Annotated in this window: 11 protein-coding genes; 2 read left to right on the forward strand and 9 right to left on the reverse strand. The window is 57.2% G+C overall.

Features of this window, described 5'->3' with window-relative positions:
• The 4 genes from tuf to rpsL all read right to left on the reverse strand — a co-directional run.
• On the reverse strand, positions 1-903 hold a 903-nt coding region (tuf, locus tag ACRZ91_RS21770), incomplete at its 3' end, for an elongation factor Tu (RefSeq protein ID WP_480908565.1).
• Positions 904-963: 60 nt separating this feature from the next.
• Positions 964-3,081, reverse strand: coding sequence for an elongation factor G (fusA, locus tag ACRZ91_RS21775; RefSeq protein ID WP_480652400.1), 2,118 nt, complete (start codon positions 3,079-3,081; stop codon positions 964-966).
• 18 nt (positions 3,082-3,099) lie between these two features.
• Complete coding sequence (gene rpsG, locus ACRZ91_RS21780) at positions 3,100-3,570, reverse strand: 30S ribosomal protein S7 (RefSeq protein ID WP_010441203.1); 471 nt, start codon at positions 3,568-3,570, stop codon at positions 3,100-3,102.
• Between the two features lie 15 nt (positions 3,571-3,585).
• Positions 3,586-3,957, reverse strand: a complete 372-nt coding sequence (gene rpsL / locus ACRZ91_RS21785) for a 30S ribosomal protein S12 (RefSeq protein ID WP_005621086.1) — start codon at positions 3,955-3,957, stop codon at positions 3,586-3,588.
• A 397-nt stretch (positions 3,958-4,354) separates the two neighbouring features.
• On the opposite strand from rpsL, the gene ACRZ91_RS21790 reads away from it, so the two are divergent.
• Positions 4,355-5,170, forward strand: a complete 816-nt coding sequence (locus tag ACRZ91_RS21790) for a glycosyltransferase (RefSeq protein ID WP_480908567.1) — start codon at positions 4,355-4,357, stop codon at positions 5,168-5,170.
• On the opposite strand, the gene ACRZ91_RS21795 is transcribed toward ACRZ91_RS21790, so the two are convergent.
• Entirely contained in the window at positions 5,155-6,024 is an 870-nt protein-coding gene (locus tag ACRZ91_RS21795; protein WP_480908569.1) for a DMT family transporter, read from the reverse strand. The genes ACRZ91_RS21790 and ACRZ91_RS21795 overlap by 16 nt on opposite strands.
• A 170-nt stretch (positions 6,025-6,194) precedes the next feature.
• Between ACRZ91_RS21795 and fosX the strand changes: the two genes are divergently transcribed.
• Complete coding sequence (gene fosX / locus ACRZ91_RS21800) at positions 6,195-6,599, forward strand: FosX/FosE/FosI family fosfomycin resistance hydrolase (RefSeq protein WP_480908571.1); 405 nt, start codon at positions 6,195-6,197, stop codon at positions 6,597-6,599.
• A gap of 54 nt (positions 6,600-6,653) precedes the next feature.
• Here fosX and rpoC read toward each other — a convergent pair whose 3' ends face one another.
• The 4 genes from rpoC to rplJ form a co-directional block, all read right to left on the reverse strand.
• Positions 6,654-10,895: a DNA-directed RNA polymerase subunit beta' gene (gene rpoC, locus ACRZ91_RS21805; protein WP_480908573.1), complete on the reverse strand. Its 4,242-nt coding sequence runs from the start codon at positions 10,893-10,895 to the stop codon at positions 6,654-6,656.
• A gap of 50 nt (positions 10,896-10,945) precedes the next feature.
• Positions 10,946-15,082 (reverse strand): DNA-directed RNA polymerase subunit beta, encoded by a 4,137-nt coding sequence (gene rpoB / locus ACRZ91_RS21810; RefSeq protein ID WP_480908575.1) that lies wholly within the window; start codon positions 15,080-15,082, stop codon positions 10,946-10,948.
• Between the two features lie 250 nt (positions 15,083-15,332).
• Positions 15,333-15,707, reverse strand: a complete 375-nt coding sequence (rplL, locus tag ACRZ91_RS21815) for a 50S ribosomal protein L7/L12 (RefSeq protein WP_010441182.1) — start codon at positions 15,705-15,707, stop codon at positions 15,333-15,335.
• Between the two features lie 79 nt (positions 15,708-15,786).
• Complete coding sequence (gene rplJ, locus ACRZ91_RS21820) at positions 15,787-16,305, reverse strand: 50S ribosomal protein L10 (protein ID WP_010441181.1); 519 nt, start codon at positions 16,303-16,305, stop codon at positions 15,787-15,789.
• Positions 16,306-16,812: the final 507 nt, after the last annotated feature.

A 16,812-nucleotide genomic window follows, 5' to 3' on the forward strand; every position in this document is an offset into this window, starting at 1 on the left:
CTTGGTGTGCGGTGTCACCGAACCCGGCTTACACAGAACCTGGCCACGCTCAACGCCGTCACGGTCGATACCGCGCAGCAGAGCGCCGATGTTGTCGCCCGCTTCACCGCGATCCAGCAGCTTGCGGAACATTTCAACACCAGTACAGGTGGTTTTCTGAGTGTCGCGGATGCCGACGATTTCGATCTCGTCGCCAACATTGATCACGCCACGCTCAACACGACCGGTCACAACGGTACCACGGCCCGAGATCGAGAACACGTCTTCGACCGGCATCAGGAACGGCTTGTCAACTTCACGCTCAGGGGTGTCGATGTAGTCATCTACAGCCGCCATCAGTTCCTTGATCTTCTCTTCGCCGATTTCCGGGTTGTTGCCTTCCATCGCGGCCAGAGCCGAACCTGCGATGATCGGAATATCGTCGCCGGGGTATTCATAGCTAGACAGCAGTTCGCGAACTTCCATCTCAACCAGTTCCAGCAGCTCTTCGTCGTCAACCTGGTCAACTTTGTTCATGAACACGACCATCTTCGGGATGCCAACCTGGCGGCCCAGCAGGATGTGCTCGCGGGTCTGCGGCATCGGGCCGTCAGCTGCGTTCACAACCAGGATCGCGCCGTCCATCTGGGCAGCACCGGTGATCATGTTCTTGACGTAGTCAGCGTGGCCGGGGCAGTCGACGTGCGCGTAGTGGCGGTTGTCAGTCTCGTACTCCACGTGGGCGGTCGAGATGGTGATGCCACGTGCTTTTTCTTCAGGCGCACCGTCAATCTGGTCATACGCTTTGAAGTCACCGAAATACTTGGTGATTGCTGCGGTCAGCGTGGTCTTGCCGTGGTCAACGTGGCCAATCGTGCCGATGTTGACGTGCGGCTTATTACGCTCAAACTTTTCCTTTGCCATGATGGCCTCCTTTTTCGGTAATGAAGGGAGCCCGTGATCCGGACTCCCTCAAATCTTCGCTTATGCGTATTTCGCCTGAATCTCGTCCGAGATGTTCTGCGGAACCGGATCGTAATGGTCGAACTGCATGGTGAACTGGGCGCGGCCCGACGACATCGAACGCAATGTGTTGATGTAGCCGAACATGTTGGCCAGCGGAACAAATGCATCGATCGCGATTGCGTTGCCGCGTGGCTCCTGACCAGACACCTGGCCACGACGCGAGGTAAGGTCGCCGATGATACCGCCGGTATATTCTTCCGGGGTGATCACTTCGACCTTCATGATCGGTTCCAGCAGTTTCGCGCCAGCTTTGCGCATACCTTCACGCATACACATACGGGCAGCGATTTCGAACGCCAGAACGCTCGAGTCAACATCGTGGAACTTACCGTCGATCAGGGCAACCTTGAAGTCGATCACGGGGAAACCAGCCAGCGGGCCGCTGTCCATGACCGAGTTGATGCCTTTTTCAACACCGGGGATGTATTCCTTCGGTACCGCGCCACCAACGATGCGGCTTTCGAACGAGTAACCTTCGGCAGGCTCGGTCGGCGAGATGATCATCTTCACTTCGGCGAACTGACCCGAACCACCCGACTGTTTCTTGTGGGTGTAGGTATGCTCGACCTCGTGACCGATGGTCTCACGATAAGCCACCTGCGGCGCACCGATGTTGGCCTCAACCTTGAACTCACGCTTCAGGCGGTCAACCAGGATGTCCAGGTGAAGTTCGCCCATGCCCTTCATGATGGTCTGACCCGATTCCAGATCAGTTTCCACACGGAAGGACGGGTCTTCGGCAGCCAAACGCGCCAGACCCTGGGACATCTTCTCTTGGTCGCCCTTGGTTTTAGGCTCAACCGCGATCTCGATCACCGGATCGGGGAAGGTCATGGTTTCCAGAACCACCGGATCCTTCGCATCACACAGAGTGTCACCGGTGGTAGTGTCTTTCAGACCCGCCAGCGCGATGATGTCGCCTGCAAACGCTTCTTCGATCTCTTCCCGGTTGTTCGAGTGCATCATCATCATACGACCGATGCGCTCTTTCTTACCTTTGGTCGAGTTCAGGATCGAGTCACCCTTGTTCATGGTGCCCGAGTAGATCCGAGTGAAGGTCAGCGAGCCAACAAAGGGGTCGTTCATGATTTTGAACGCTAGGCCCGAGAAGGCCATGTCGTCATCGGCACGACGGGCGATGTCACGAACTTCTTCCTCGTCGCCGGGTTTGAAGCCCATGTAATCGACAACGTCCAGCGGGCTGGGCAGATAGTCGATCACAGCGTTGAGCAGCGGCTGAACGCCTTTGTTCTTGAACGCCGAACCACCCAGAACCGGAACAAACGCGATGTCCAGGGTGCCTTTGCGCAGCAGGGCGCGCAGGGTCGGAACGTCGGGCTCATTGCCTTCCAGGTATTCCATCATCGCGTCGTCGTCCATTTCGACGGCCGCTTCGATCATCTTGCCGCGCCATTCGTCAGCCATGTCTTTCAGGCTGTCCCGGATCGGAGCTTTAATCCAGCTTGCGCCCAGATCTTCGCCCTGCCACAGCCACTCTTCCATGGTGACCAGGTCGATCAGACCTTCCAGCTCGGACTCGGCACCGATCGGGATACCAACCGGTACAGCGCGTGCGCCGGTGCGGTCTTCGATCATGTTGACGCAGTTGAAGAAGTCAGCGCCGATCTTGTCCATTTTGTTGACGAAAACCATACGCGGAACCTTGTAGCGGTCAGCCTGACGCCACACGGTTTCGGTCTGGGGCTCAACACCGGCGTTTGCGTCCAGAACGCAGACGGCACCGTCGAGAACCGCCAGCGAACGCTCAACTTCAATGGTGAAGTCAACGTGGCCGGGGGTGTCGATGATGTTCAGGCGGTGCTTCGGGGTTTCTGCGGTCTGACCGTCCTCGGTGCGCTCCCAGAAAGTGGTGGTCGCAGCCGAAGTGATGGTGATGCCGCGTTCCTGCTCCTGCTCCATCCAGTCCATGGTGGCTGCACCATCGTGCACCTCACCGATGTTGTGGGATTTGCCAGTGTAATACAGGATACGCTCCGAGCAGGTGGTTTTACCTGCGTCGATGTGCGCCATGATACCGAAGTTACGGTACAGTTCGAGAGGATATTCGCGTGACATTTGTCTAAGCCTCTGGGATTACCAACGGTAATGGCTGAAGGCTTTGTTCGCCTCGGCCATCTTGTGGGTGTCTTCGCGTTTCTTGACGGCAGTACCGCGGGACTGAACAGCGTCCAACAGCTCACCTGCAAGGCGCTCTTCCATGGTGTTTTCATTACGGCCGCGCGCAGCAGTGATCAGCCAGCGGATGGCCAGTGCTTCGCGGCGCTCGGGGCGCACTTCGACCGGAACCTGATAGGTTGCACCACCAACCCGGCGCGAGCGAACCTCAACCGACGGTTTGATGTTGTCGAGCGCTTCGTGGAACACTTCGACAGGAGCGCGCTTTACCTTGTTTTCAACGCGATCAAATGCGTTGTAGACGATGCGCTCTGCGACCGACTTCTTGCCGTCGATCATCAGGTTGTTCATGAATTTGGTCAGTACCTTGTCGCCAAATTTGGCGTCAGGCAGGACTTCGCGTTTTTCGGCGGCGTGACGACGTGACATATCAGCCTCTCCTTCTTACTTGGGACGCTTCGCGCCGTATTTCGAACGACGTTGCTTACGATCTTTGACGCCCTGAGTATCCAGAACACCGCGCAGGATGTGGTAACGCACACCGGGAAGGTCTTTTACACGGCCGCCACGGATCAGAACAACCGAGTGTTCCTGCAGGTTGTGGCTTTCACCGGGGATGTACGAGATGACCTCAAACCCGTTGGTCAGGCGCACTTTGGCAACCTTACGCATCGCCGAGTTCGGCTTTTTAGGTGTGGTGGTGTAAACACGTGTGCAGACGCCGCGTTTCTGCGGGCACTGCTCCAGGTGCATGGACTTCGAGCGTTTTACTTTGGGCTGCCGCGGCTTGCGGATCAGCTGTTGAATAGTTGGCATTCCGGTTTCTTCCCCGTTTTGCAACACACATGACATGCACGCGGCTGCGTGCGGTTAAATTCGCTGCACTTATGCGTCCACAAGCGCAAAACCCGCGAGCGTTCCCATTCCGAGGTGAACGTCGCGGTTTGTTATCAGAGGGCGCGAACGATAAAAGTGTCCGGGCCTTGACCAGTTCATTACTGAAATCGGTTACGGGGCGGCCCCCGGTACCGAGATGTCGCGCGTAATAGGGGGAGTCGGCCCGAGTGTCAACAGCCATGCAATAAAGGCGTGTGGCACATCAAGATATCAGCCATTTATCAGGATTGGGCTGGGAATTCCACTGTTCGCCCGCATTGCGGCTTATACCTACCGCGTGCATAGTGGGCGCGTCCCGCTATCCATTGGATGATCCATGCAAGTCATTGGCCTGTGCCGATTTTCATTCCCTGCCCTCGGCGATTTCCAAATCGAACACGACACGGTCGAAGAGCGGCGCCGCCATTTATACCACCCTACCCGACTGGAAGAGCGGTTTCGCCTGTTTGAATCCCTAACCTTGCCCAGCTTTCGCGCACAAACCGATGAGGATTTCCAGCTTCTGATCGCTGTCGGAGAGTGTCTTCCGAAGGCGGCGTTTGACCGGCTTAAGGATCTGACCGCTGACATCAAGCAGGTTCAGATCATCCAAAGACCCGTCAAACCGAACCAAAAACATCGGCAGGTCATGAAGCGGATCCTGCAGGATGCGCGTTTAAGCCCGGATCGGCCTTGTCTTCAGTTTCGCCATGATGACGACGACAGCGTATCTGTTGATTTCATCGAAAGACTACGCGAGACGGCAGAGGATGGTGTCGGACTGATCGGGAAAAACCAGGCCATCGGCATCGATTTCAACAACGGATATCAGGCCAGTTTTGAACCCGGCGGAGTTCAGGCCGCGCAGGTCTACAAGTCTCTGCTTGGGGTGGGTTTGGGAATGCTCATCGCAGGTGGGTGTAACCATACAATCATAAGCTTCACCCATAACCGGATCGGACGTTTCATGCCGGTTATCAGCTATCCTGATCACCCGATGTGGATCAGGTCACTGAACAACTCCAACGACTCGCCGCGCGCAGAGAAGCAGAAGGCGCAACTTGCTCCGATAACACCTAAGATCGAGACCGAATTGGTCACACGTTTTGCGATAGACCCGGGTTTCTTGCGTTTGCCTCAATCCTCCGCCTGACGCGATCGTTCGCGGAACAGTGTGAACATCCCTGCCCCGACGACCAATGCCGCACCCAAAAGGGTAATCGAGTCGGGCCAGTCGCCAAAAACCGCCCATCCAAGCCCCAGCGCCCAAAGCAGACTGGAATAGCGGAATGGCGCAATAAAACCGACCTCGCCCACGCGCATCACCATGACGCTGAACAGATACCCCATCAAAACAAAGACCGCTGCACTGGCGACCATCGCACCTGATGGGGTCGAAACCGGCACCCACCCCTCGAAAACTGAAACGATTGCAGCAACAGTGGTAATAGAAAGCGATGTTGCCAACGTCACGACCATGGATGGCACTTCTGCGGACATGCGTCGCGTGATCAGGTCACGGGCCGTAACCGATGCAACCGCAATCAGAGCATATATGGCGTAAATGCTGAAGCCGTCCGGGCCGGGCCGAACGATCAGCAACATTCCAACAAATCCCATTGCAATCGCGACAATCCTCCGCCACCCGATTTTTTCCTGAAAAAACAACGCAGCGCCCAGAGTCACAGTCAAGGGTAACGCTTGCAACACCGCCGTTACATTGGCCAACGGCATGTGCATTAACGCAGTCAGGAAGAAGAATGTCGCCGACAATTCGGCAAGGCATCGAAACACTACCAACCACTTATCGTGGCGGGAAAAATCCAAATGAAGCGCCCCAAGATGGCGTGCAAGAAAGAACACGAGAATCGTTGCCAACGCCCCTCGTGTGGCGACCAACTGGAACAGCGGCATATCCTGCCCCACCACCTTCACGAGCGTATCGTTGACAGTAAAGGCAGCCATGCTGCCCATCATCAGCAAGGCGCCCCTTAGATTTGGTGTCATTCTGATTTCGCCCGATCCCACTACAATGTGCCCATTGGCCAATCAGGCAAACCCAATGTCAACTCTGCAATGGATAATCAGCCATCGCAGGTGAGTCAGGATGGACCTAGAGGCTGACTTTGACCGGTACATTGTTATTTTGAAGTCCGGTCAAACTGAAGAGGTGCACTGTGATTGAGGGCCTGAGCCATATTACCTTCATCACCCGAAATCTGGACAAGATGGAAGAGGTACTGACAAAAATTCTGGATGCCAAAAAAATCTACGACAGCGGCGATCGGACTTTCTCGCTTTCAAAAGAGCGGTTTTTCGATATCGGGGGTGTTTGGGTCGCGATTATGGAGGGCGATCCACTGTCCGAAAAAACCTACAATCACGTCGCGTTCAAGATGGGTGTAGATGAGTATGACGACAGATTGCAACGCATCCGGTCGCTTGGCCTTGAAATCCGGGAGGGTCGATCCCGCATACCCGGCGAAGGTCAATCGATCTATTTTTATGATTACGACAACCATATGTTTGAACTGCACAGCGGTACGCTGGAGGAACGATTAAAACGGTACGCCACGGGCTAAACAAAAAAAGGCCCCGCATTTTTGCAGGGCCTCATTTGTTTTATGCTGCGGTGCTTATTCGCGGCTCTCCGGTGTTTCCACCAGAACGTCCAGCTCATCACCGACCATATCGTCGTCGAATGTCGGAGCGGCCAAAGCAGCGGCCGCTTCGGCCTCTTCCCGGCGGGCTTCGATAACCACGTTGTCACGCGACTGCGCGATGTGGCGGACGGCCTGCGTGGCCCCACCGGTACCGGCGGGGATCAAGCGACCTACGATGACGTTCTCTTTCAGGCCAACCAGCTTGTCCTTCTTGCCCTGAACCGAGGCTTCGGTCAGAACGCGAGTGGTTTCCTGGAACGAGGCCGCCGAGATGAACGAACGCGTCTGCAGCGAGGCTTTGGTGATCCCCAGGAGGATCGGTTCGCCCTGAGCCGGACGGCCGCCGCGCGAGATGGTTTTCTCGTTGGCAGCGTCGAACTCCTGCTTGTCGACATGTTCGCCTTTCAGCAAGGTGGTGTCGCCTGAATCCAGGATCTCCCACTTCTGCAGCATCTGGCGCACGATGACCTCGATGTGCTTGTCGTTGATCTTCACGCCCTGCAGACGATAGACGTCCTGCACCTCATCGATCATGTAATCCGCCAGCGCTTCGACACCCATGATGGACAGGATGTCATGCGGAGCCGGGTTGCCGTCCATCAGGTATTCACCCTTCTGGATGAAGTCCCCTTCGGCGACCGGGATGTGCTTGCCCTTGGGCACCATGTACTCGATGGTCTCCATGGCCTCGTCAGCCGGTTCGATGCTGATGCGGCGCTTGTTCTTGTAGTCGCGGCCAAAGCGCACGTAACCATCGGCTTCTGCGATGATCGCGTGATCTTTCGGTCGACGTGCTTCGAACAGTTCGGCCACGCGCGGCAGACCACCAGTGATGTCCTTGGTCTTGGCGCCTTCACGCGGGATACGCGCAACAACGTCACCGGCTTCGATTGTCTGACCATCTTCAACCGACAAGATCGCATCCACCGACATCGGATAGTGAACCGGGTTGCCCGCATCGTTGCGGACCGGCTCGCCATCTTCGCCAACCAGAATGATCTCGGGCTTCAGATCGCTGCCTTTCGGGGCAGCGCGCCAGTCGATCACGATCTTCTGGGTCATGCCGGTTGCATCGTCGGTCTCATCGCGGACAGCGATGCCCGAAACAAGGTCGACATATTTCGCAGTACCGGCCTTCTCGGCGATGATCGGCAGAGTGTAGGGGTCCCATTCGAACAGCTTGTCGCCACGCGCAACCTTTGTGCCGTCTTTGACAAACAGCTTGGAACCGTAGCCCAGCTTGTGGCTGGCACGCTCTTCGCCGTGTTCATCGCTGATCACCAGCTTCATGTTCCGGCCCATAACGAGGCTTTCGCCTGCGGCATTGACCAGAATCTGCGGGTTCTCGAAAGAAACGACACCTTCCTGGCTGGCTTCCTGGAACGACTGTTGACCACCTTGCGCAACACCACCAATGTGGAAGGTCCGCATGGTCAGCTGTGTACCAGGTTCACCGATGGACTGCGCGGCGATGATGCCGACAGCCTCACCTGTGTTCACCATGGTACCGCGTGCAAGGTCACGACCGTAGCAGGTGGCGCAGACGCCTTCCTCGGACTCGCAGGTCAGAGGCGAGCGGATACGCATCGATGCAACACCGGCTTCATCGATAGTGTCGGCCATGCGCTCGTCAATCAACTGACCAGCGGCAACGATCACCTCGTCCGTGCCCGGACGCAGAACATCGTCCGCAGCTACACGGCCCAGCACGCGTTCGGCCAGCGAGGCAACAACCTCGCCGTCGTTCACGGCGGCTTCGGCAGTGATCGCACGCTCGGTACCACAGTCGATCTCACGAACGATGCAGTCCTGAGCGACATCCACCAGACGACGGGTCAGGTAACCCGAGTTCGCCGTCTTCAGAGCGGTATCCGACAGACCCTTACGGGCACCGTGGGTCGAGTTGAAGTACTCGAGAACGGTCAGACCTTCCTTAAAGTTCGAGATGATCGGCGTCTCGATGATGTCACCGTTCGGCTTGGCCATCAGGCCGCGCATACCGCCTAGCTGTTTCATCTGAGTAACCGAGCCACGCGCACCGGAGTGGGCCATCATGTAGACCGAGTTCGGTTCCTGATCCGACCCGTCTTCGGCCTTGGCGACGTCCGAGATGGTGCTCATCATCGCCTCGGTGACGCGGTCGTTACACTTCGACCAGGCATCGACAACCTTGTTGTACTTTTCGCCCTGAGTGATCAGGCCGTCCATGTACTGCTGTTCAAAGTCTTTCACCTGACCGCGGGTGTCATCGACGATGCCCCACTTGTCATCGGGAATAACCATGTCGTCTTTACCGAACGAGATGCCCGCCTTGAACGCTTCTTTGAAGCCCATCGACATGATCTGGTCACAGAAGATGACCGACTCTTTCTGACCGCAGTAACGGTAGACGGTGTCGATCACCTGCTGCACTTCTTTCTTCCGCAGCAGGCGGTTGACCAGCTCGAACGGCGCTTTGTTGTTCATCGGCAGCAACGCACCCAGACGTAGACGGCCCGGAGTGGTTTCATAGCGCTTTTGAACTTCGTTGCCTTCGTCGTCGATCTGCGTGATCCGCGCGGTGATTTTCGAGTGCAGATGCACCTCACCCGCGTCCAGCGCGTGCTGAACTTCTTCGATCGAACCGAAGACCTTGCCTTCGCCCGGCATGCCTTCGCGTTCCAGGGTCACGTAGTACAGACCCAGAATCATATCCTGCGACGGAACGATGATCGGCGCACCGTTTGCAGGCGACAGAACGTTGTTCGTCGACATCATCAGAACACGGGCTTCCAGCTGGGCCTCAAGGCTCAGCGGCACGTGAACGGCCATCTGGTCACCGTCGAAGTCGGCGTTAAAGGCCGAGCAGACCAGCGGGTGCAGCTGGATCGCTTTACCTTCGATCAGAACCGGCTCAAACGCCTGAATGCCAAGACGGTGCAGCGTCGGCGCACGGTTCAGCATGACAGGGTGTTCGCGGATCACCTCGTCGAGGATATCCCAAACTTCGGGACGCTCTTTCTCGACCAGTTTCTTCGCCTGCTTAACAGTCGAAGACAGACCCTTGGCTTCAAGGCGCGAATAGATGAACGGCTTGAACAGTTCCAGCGCCATCTTCTTGGGCAGACCACACTGGTGCAGCTTGAGTTCCGGACCGGTCACAATGACCGAACGGCCCGAGAAGTCGACGCGCTTACCCAGAAGGTTCTGACGGAAGCGACCCTGCTTACCTTTCAGCATGTCCGACAGCGATTTCAGCGGACGCTTGTTGGCGCCGGTGATCACGCGGCCACGACGGCCATTGTCGAACAGAGCATCCACGGATTCCTGCAGCATCCGCTTTTCGTTACGGACGATGATATCAGGTGCGCGCAGCTCGATCAGACGCTTCAGACGGTTGTTCCGGTTGATGACGCGGCGATACAGATCGTTCAGATCCGAGGTCGCGAAACGGCCACCATCCAGCGGAACCAGCGGACGCAGTTCCGGCGGAATGACCGGGATCACGGTCATCACCATCCACTCAGGCCGGTTGCCCGACTCGAGGAAGGATTCAACAACCTTCAGACGCTTGATGATCTTCTTGGGCTTCAGCTCGCCGGTTGCTTCGGCCAGATCAGCGCGCAGCTGCTCGGCTTCGGCTTCCAGATCGATCTGGGCCAGCATCTCACGGATGGCTTCAGCACCGATATTGGCGGTGAACGCGTCCATGCCATAGGCATCCTGTGCGTCCATGTACTCTTCTTCGGTCAGCATCTGGCCGTAGGTCAGGTCGGTCAGACCGGGCTCGATAACGACGTAGTTTTCAAAGTACAGAACGCGTTCCAGATCGCGCAGCGTCATGTCCAGCATCAGACCTATGCGGGACGGCAGCGATTTCAGGAACCAGATATGTGCGACGGGCGCGGCCAGTTCGATATGGCCCATACGCTCGCGGCGGACTTTTTGCAGAGTGACTTCCACACCGCATTTCTCGCAGACAACGCCGCGATACTTCATCCGCTTATATTTGCCGCACAGGCATTCGTAATCTTTGATCGGGCCAAAGATACGCGCGCAGAACAGACCGTCACGTTCAGGCTTGAACGTCCGGTAGTTGATGGTTTCGGGTTTCTTGATCTCGCCATAGGACCAAGACAGAATCCGCTCAGGGCTGGCCAGCGAGACCTTGATCTCGTCGAATACTTTCGGGGGCGTCAGCGGGTTGAACGGGTTGTTGGTGATTTCCTGGTTCATTTGTTACCTCAAATCTTGCGGAAGGGGGGACGGGAGAAAGGGCAAGGCCCTTACTCCTCAACCTCCGCATCCAGGAGTTCCATATTCAGGCCGAGACCACGGACTTCTTTAACCAGAACGTTGAACGATTCCGGTACGCCCGCTTCGAAGTTATCCTCGCCCTTGACGATCGACTCATAGACCTTGGTCCGGCCGGCGACGTCATCCGATTTCACGGTGAGCATCTCCTGCAGGGTGTAGGCGGCGCCGTAAGCTTCCAGAGCCCAGACCTCCATCTCTCCAAAGCGCTGACCACCGAACTGCGCCTTACCACCCAGCGGCTGCTGGGTAACCAGGCTATACGGCCCGGTCGAACGCGCGTGGATTTTGTCATCCACCAGGTGGTGCAGTTTCAGCAGGTACTTGATGCCCACGGTCACCGGACGCGCGAATTGCTCACCGGTGCGACCGTCGAACAGAACCGACTGACCGCTTTCCGAGAAGCCCGCACGCACCAGCGCGTCGTTGACGTCAGCCTCTTTGGCACCGTCGAAGACCGGGGTTGCGATCGGAACACCGCGGGTTACGTTGCCCGCAGCCTCGATCAGGCCATCCTCGTCCAGACCGGTGATGCCTTCTTCGTAGACATTTTCGCCATAGGCCAGCTTCATCGCTTCGCGAACCGGGGTCAGATCGCCGGAACGGCGGTATTCACCCAGAGCGTCGTCGATGTTCAGACCCAGACCGCGTGCGGCCCAACCCATGTGGGTTTCAAGGATCTGACCAACGTTCATACGCGAAGGCACGCCCAACGGGTTCAGACAGAAGTCAACCGGAGTACCATCGGCCAGGAACGGCATGTCTTCCATCGGAACAACCTTGGAGATCACACCTTTGTTCCCGTGACGACCGGCCATCTTGTCACCCGGCTGCAGCTTACGCTTCACGGCGATGAAGACTTTGACCATCTTCATCACACCCGGCGGCAGGTCGTCGCCACGGCGGACCTTCTCGACCTTGTCCTCGAAACGAGCGTCCAGAGCACGCTTTTGCACTTCGTACTGCTCGTTCAGAGCCTCGACGATCTGTGCGTCCTGCTCGCCTTCCAGCGCCAGCTGCCACCACTGACCACGGGTCAGGGTTTCCAGCAGTTCCTCGGTGATCACCGAGCCTGGCTTGACGCCTTTCGGGCCTTTGACAGCGGTCTTACCCAGGATCAGGCCCTGCAGACGCGCATAGATGTTGCGGTCAAGGATCGCCAGCTCGTCGTCCCGGTCACGGGCCAAACGTTCGACTTCCTCACGCTCGATCTGCAGCGCACGCTCGTCTTTCTCGACGCCGTGACGGTTGAAGACGCGGACCTCAACGACCGTACCGTAATCGCCCGGCTTCACGCGCAGCGAGGTGTCGCGCACGTCAGATGCCTTCTCACCAAAGATGGCGCGCAGCAGCTTTTCTTCCGGGGTCATCGGGCTTTCGCCCTTCGGAGTGATCTTGCCCACCAGAATATCGCCCGGCTCAACATCCGCGCCGATGTAAACGATGCCCGCCTCGTCGAGGTTGCGCAGCGCTTCTTCACCGACGTTCGGGATGTCGCGAGTGATCTCTTCCGGACCCAACTTGGTGTCTCGGGCGGCGACTTCAAATTCCTCGATATGGACCGAGGTAAAGACGTCATCGCGCGCGATACGTTCCGAAATCAGGATCGAGTCTTCATAGTTGTAGCCGTTCCAAGGCATGAACGCGACGACCACGTTCTTACCAAGGGCCAGTTCACCCATATCGGTCGACGGACCATCGGCAATAACCTCGTCCTTCTGGACGGTGTCACCCACCTTGATCAGCGGACGCTGGTTGATGCAGGTGTTCTGGTTCGAACGCTGGAATTTGCGCAGACGATAGATGTCAACGCCAGCGTCGCCCAGTTCCAGATCTTCGGTGGCGCGGATAACGATACGCTGGGCATCAACCTGGTCGATGATACCGGCGCGTTTCGCCTGGATCGCAGCACCCGAGTCGATGGCAACCTTTTCCTCGATCCCGGTACCAACCAGCGGTGCCTCGGCGCGCAGCAGCGGAACCGCCTGACGTTGCATGTTCGAGCCCATCAGAGCGCGGTTGGCGTCGTCATTTTCAAGGAACGGGATCAGCGATGCAGCTACTGATACCAGCTGTTTCGGCGACACGTCGATCAGGTCCACATTCTCGCGCGGGGCAAGCGTGTAGTCACCGGCCTGACGGGTCGAAACCAGATCGTTGATGAACTTGCCATCCGCATCCAACGTCGCGTTCGCCTGCGCCACGGTGTGACGCATTTCCTCGGTCGCGGACATGTAGTGAACCTCATCGGTCACCTCGGCGTCTTTGACGACGCGGTAGGGTGTTTCGATAAAGCCATACTTGTTCACGCGGGCGAATGTGGCCAGCGAGTTGATCAGACCGATGTTCGGACCTTCCGGCGTTTCAATCGGGCACATCCGGCCATAGTGGGTCGGGTGCACGTCGCGCACCTCAAAGCCCGCACGCTCACGTGTCAGACCACCGGGGCCAAGCGCCGAGAGACGGCGTTTGTGGGTGACTTCCGACAGCGGGTTGGTCTGGTCCATGAACTGCGACAGCTGCGACGAGCCGAAGAATTCGCGGACAGCAGCCGCAGCCGGTTTCGCGTTGATCAGGTCTTGCGGCATGACGGTGTCGATCTCGACAGACGACATACGCTCTTTGATCGCGCGCTCCATGCGCAGCAAACCGACGCGGTATTGGTTTTCCATCAGTTCGCCGACCGAACGTACACGACGGTTGCCGAGGTGGTCGATATCGTCCACGTCGCCTTTGCCATCGCGCAACTCAACCAGCGCCTTAATGCAAGCCACGATGTCTTCGCGGCGCAGGGTGCGCAGGGTGTCCGGCGCGTCCAGAGCCAGACGCATGTTCATCTTCACGCGACCTACGGCGGACAGGTCATAACGCTCGCTGTCGAAGAACAGGGTGTCGAACAGGGCCGACGCAGCTTCGACGGTGGGCGGCTCGCCCGGGCGCATAACGCGGTAGATGTCCATCAGCGCGCTTTCACGGTTCAGGTTCTTATCCTGAGCCATGGTGTTGCGCATGTAGGGGCCTACGTTGACGTTGTCGATGTCCAGAACCGGGATGTCGGTGATACCTGCATCCATCAGGTCCTTGACGGTGCCGCCGATCAGGTCGCCGTCCTTGTCGTACTCCAGCGTCAGCTCATCACCGGCTTCGACATAGATCGCGCCGTTTTCTTCGTTGATGATGTCCTTGGCGACGTACTTGCCGACGATGTTGTCGAAGGGCACCAGCAGGTCGGTGACGGCACCTTCGTCGATCAGTTTCTTGACCGCGCGCGGAGTGACTTTTTTGCCCGCTTCTGCAATCACTTCACCAGATTTGGCGTCAACCAGATCGTAAGTCGGACGGGTGCCGCGCACGCGCTCGGGGAAGAACGGTGTGACCCAACCCTTCTTCTTATCCAGTTTGTAGGACACGGTGTTGTAATACGCGTCCATGATCGCTTCCTGATCCAGACCCAGCGCATAGAGCAGGGTTGTCACAGGCAGCTTACGGCGGCGGTCGATACGGGCGAACACGATGTCCTTGGCGTCGAACTCAAAGTCCAGCCAGCTGCCGCGATACGGGATGATGCGGCAGGCAAACAGCAGCTTGCCCGAGGAATGGGTCTTGCCCTTGTCGTGGTCAAAAAACACACCGGGTGAGCGGTGCATCTGGGACACGATCACACGCTCGGTGCCGTTCACGATGAACGTCCCGTTCGGTGTCATCAGGGGCATATCGCCCATGAACACGTCCTGTTCCTTGATGTCTTTGACCGATTTGGCGCCGGTATCCTCATCGACATCAAACACGATCAGACGCAGAGTGACCTTCAGCGGAGCGCTGTAGGTCATATCGCGCTGCATGCACTCTTCGACGTCGTATTTGGGTTTTTCCAGATCGTATTTCACGAACTCCAGAACGGAGGTTTCGTTGAAATCCTTGATCGGGAAAACCGACTGGAACACACCTTTGATGCCTTCGCCGTCTGTGGGCTGTTCTGCATCGCCGGAGCGCAGGAAAAGATCATAAGAAGATTTCTGGACCTCAATGAGGTTTGGCATCTCCAGCACTTCGCGGATTTTGCCGTAATATTTACGAAGACGTTTCTGGCCAAGGAACGTTTGAGCCATGTCAGATGTCACCTTTCGATGTTCTCAGCGGGCAAAGACACCGTCGGGCCCCGGCATCTTGCACATTCGAGACGACACGTCCGGATCAATTCGTGGCCACCGTCCCGAAGGTGGCCTCCCGTTCCGAAAACCGTGTCTTAGAAAACGCCCCAGATAATGAGGCCCTTTCTAAGACAGGTTCGGCTGGACCCGGATTTCTCCGGGCCCAGCCAAAATTTGCGGCGCATCAACGATGCACCTGTCGGTTGGCTTAGGCCAGCTCGACTTCGGCGCCAGCTGCTTCCAGCTTGCCTTTGACTTCTTCGGCTTCGTCTTTCGACACGCCTTCTTTGATCTTGCCGCCAGCTTCGACCAGTTCCTTGGCTTCTTTCAGGCCCAGACCGGTGATGCCGCGAACTTCTTTGATCACGTTGATTTTCGAAGCGCCGGCGTTCTTCAGAACGACGTCGAATTCGGTTTTTTCTTCCTCAGCTGCGCCACCGGCGTCGCCACCAGCTGCGACCATTACGGCGCCGCCAGCTGCAGGCTCGATGCCGTATTCGTCTTTGAGGATGGTTTTCAGTTCTTGTGCTTCCAGCAGGGTCAGACCCACGATGCTTTCTGCGAGTGCTTTCAGATCAGCCATTTTATCAGCTCTTTCCGTTTACAGTGTGTGTTCCAACGTCAGGGATATTTCCCTACGCAGATCATTCAGTGCCAACCGCTTACGCAGCTTCCGCCTTCTCTTCGATGGTGGAAAGGATGCTTGCGATGTTGCTTGCAGGTGCGCCAATCGCGCCGGCGATGTTCGAAGCAGGTGCGCCAATGCAGCCAACGATCGAAGCAATAAGCTCTTCACGAGACGGCATTTTCGAAACTGTTTCGACGCCTTTGCGGTCCAGAGCGTTCTCACCCATAGCACCGCCGAGGATCTCAAAATTCTTGTTATCCTTGGCGAAGTCCTCGGCCACCTTGGCTGCTGCCACGGGGTCCTCGGAATAGGTCAGAACGGTCATCCCTGTCAGCAGGTCGGCCATGCTTTCACACGGCTTACCCTCAAGGGCGATTTTGGCGAGCCTGTTCTTGGCAACACGCACGGCACCACCCGCGTCACGAGCACGTGCGCGAAGGTCCTGCATCTCGGCAACTGTCAGACCGGCGTAGTGCGAAACCACTACGACGCCAGAGCTTTCGAAGATTTGGCCGAGTTCCTCGACCACTTTCTCTTTCTGGGCTCTATCCACAGTTCTCTCCAAGTTAGGGGCGATATCTCACCCCGGCTCATATTTGCCGCAGCTTTCGCTCCGGCGTTCAGGTCCGTTGTTACGGGATGGGCCAAAACTCGCCCGAGGATCGTGACCCTCAGAATTCTTTGGTCTTACCCGTCTCAGGCAGGCAATTAAGGGGCCGCAGGGCACCACCCACCGTCTTGGACGAAACGAAATAAAGCGCACGACGAATCGCACGCTTTATTCCGCACGTCTACTTAGGACAGATAGGCCGGGTTTCCAAGAGGTAAATTGCACCTATGGGTGCGTTTCGAACGTTCAGAAATAAGCATACTTTCAGTGCAAGTCTCATACACGGTAGATTACGAGGACTGGACCTGTCGCGTATTAGTGCCGCCCCAGGTGCTCGTTTAGGCCACTTTCCGTTCGAAGGCGACCGGGCTTTTCCAGCCCAATGCTGAGTGCCGCCGTCGCGGATTGTAGAAGCCGTTGATGTATTGGAAGATGGCCAACTCCGCGTCT

It is taken from the genome of Ruegeria sp. O11, assembly GCF_056535285.1.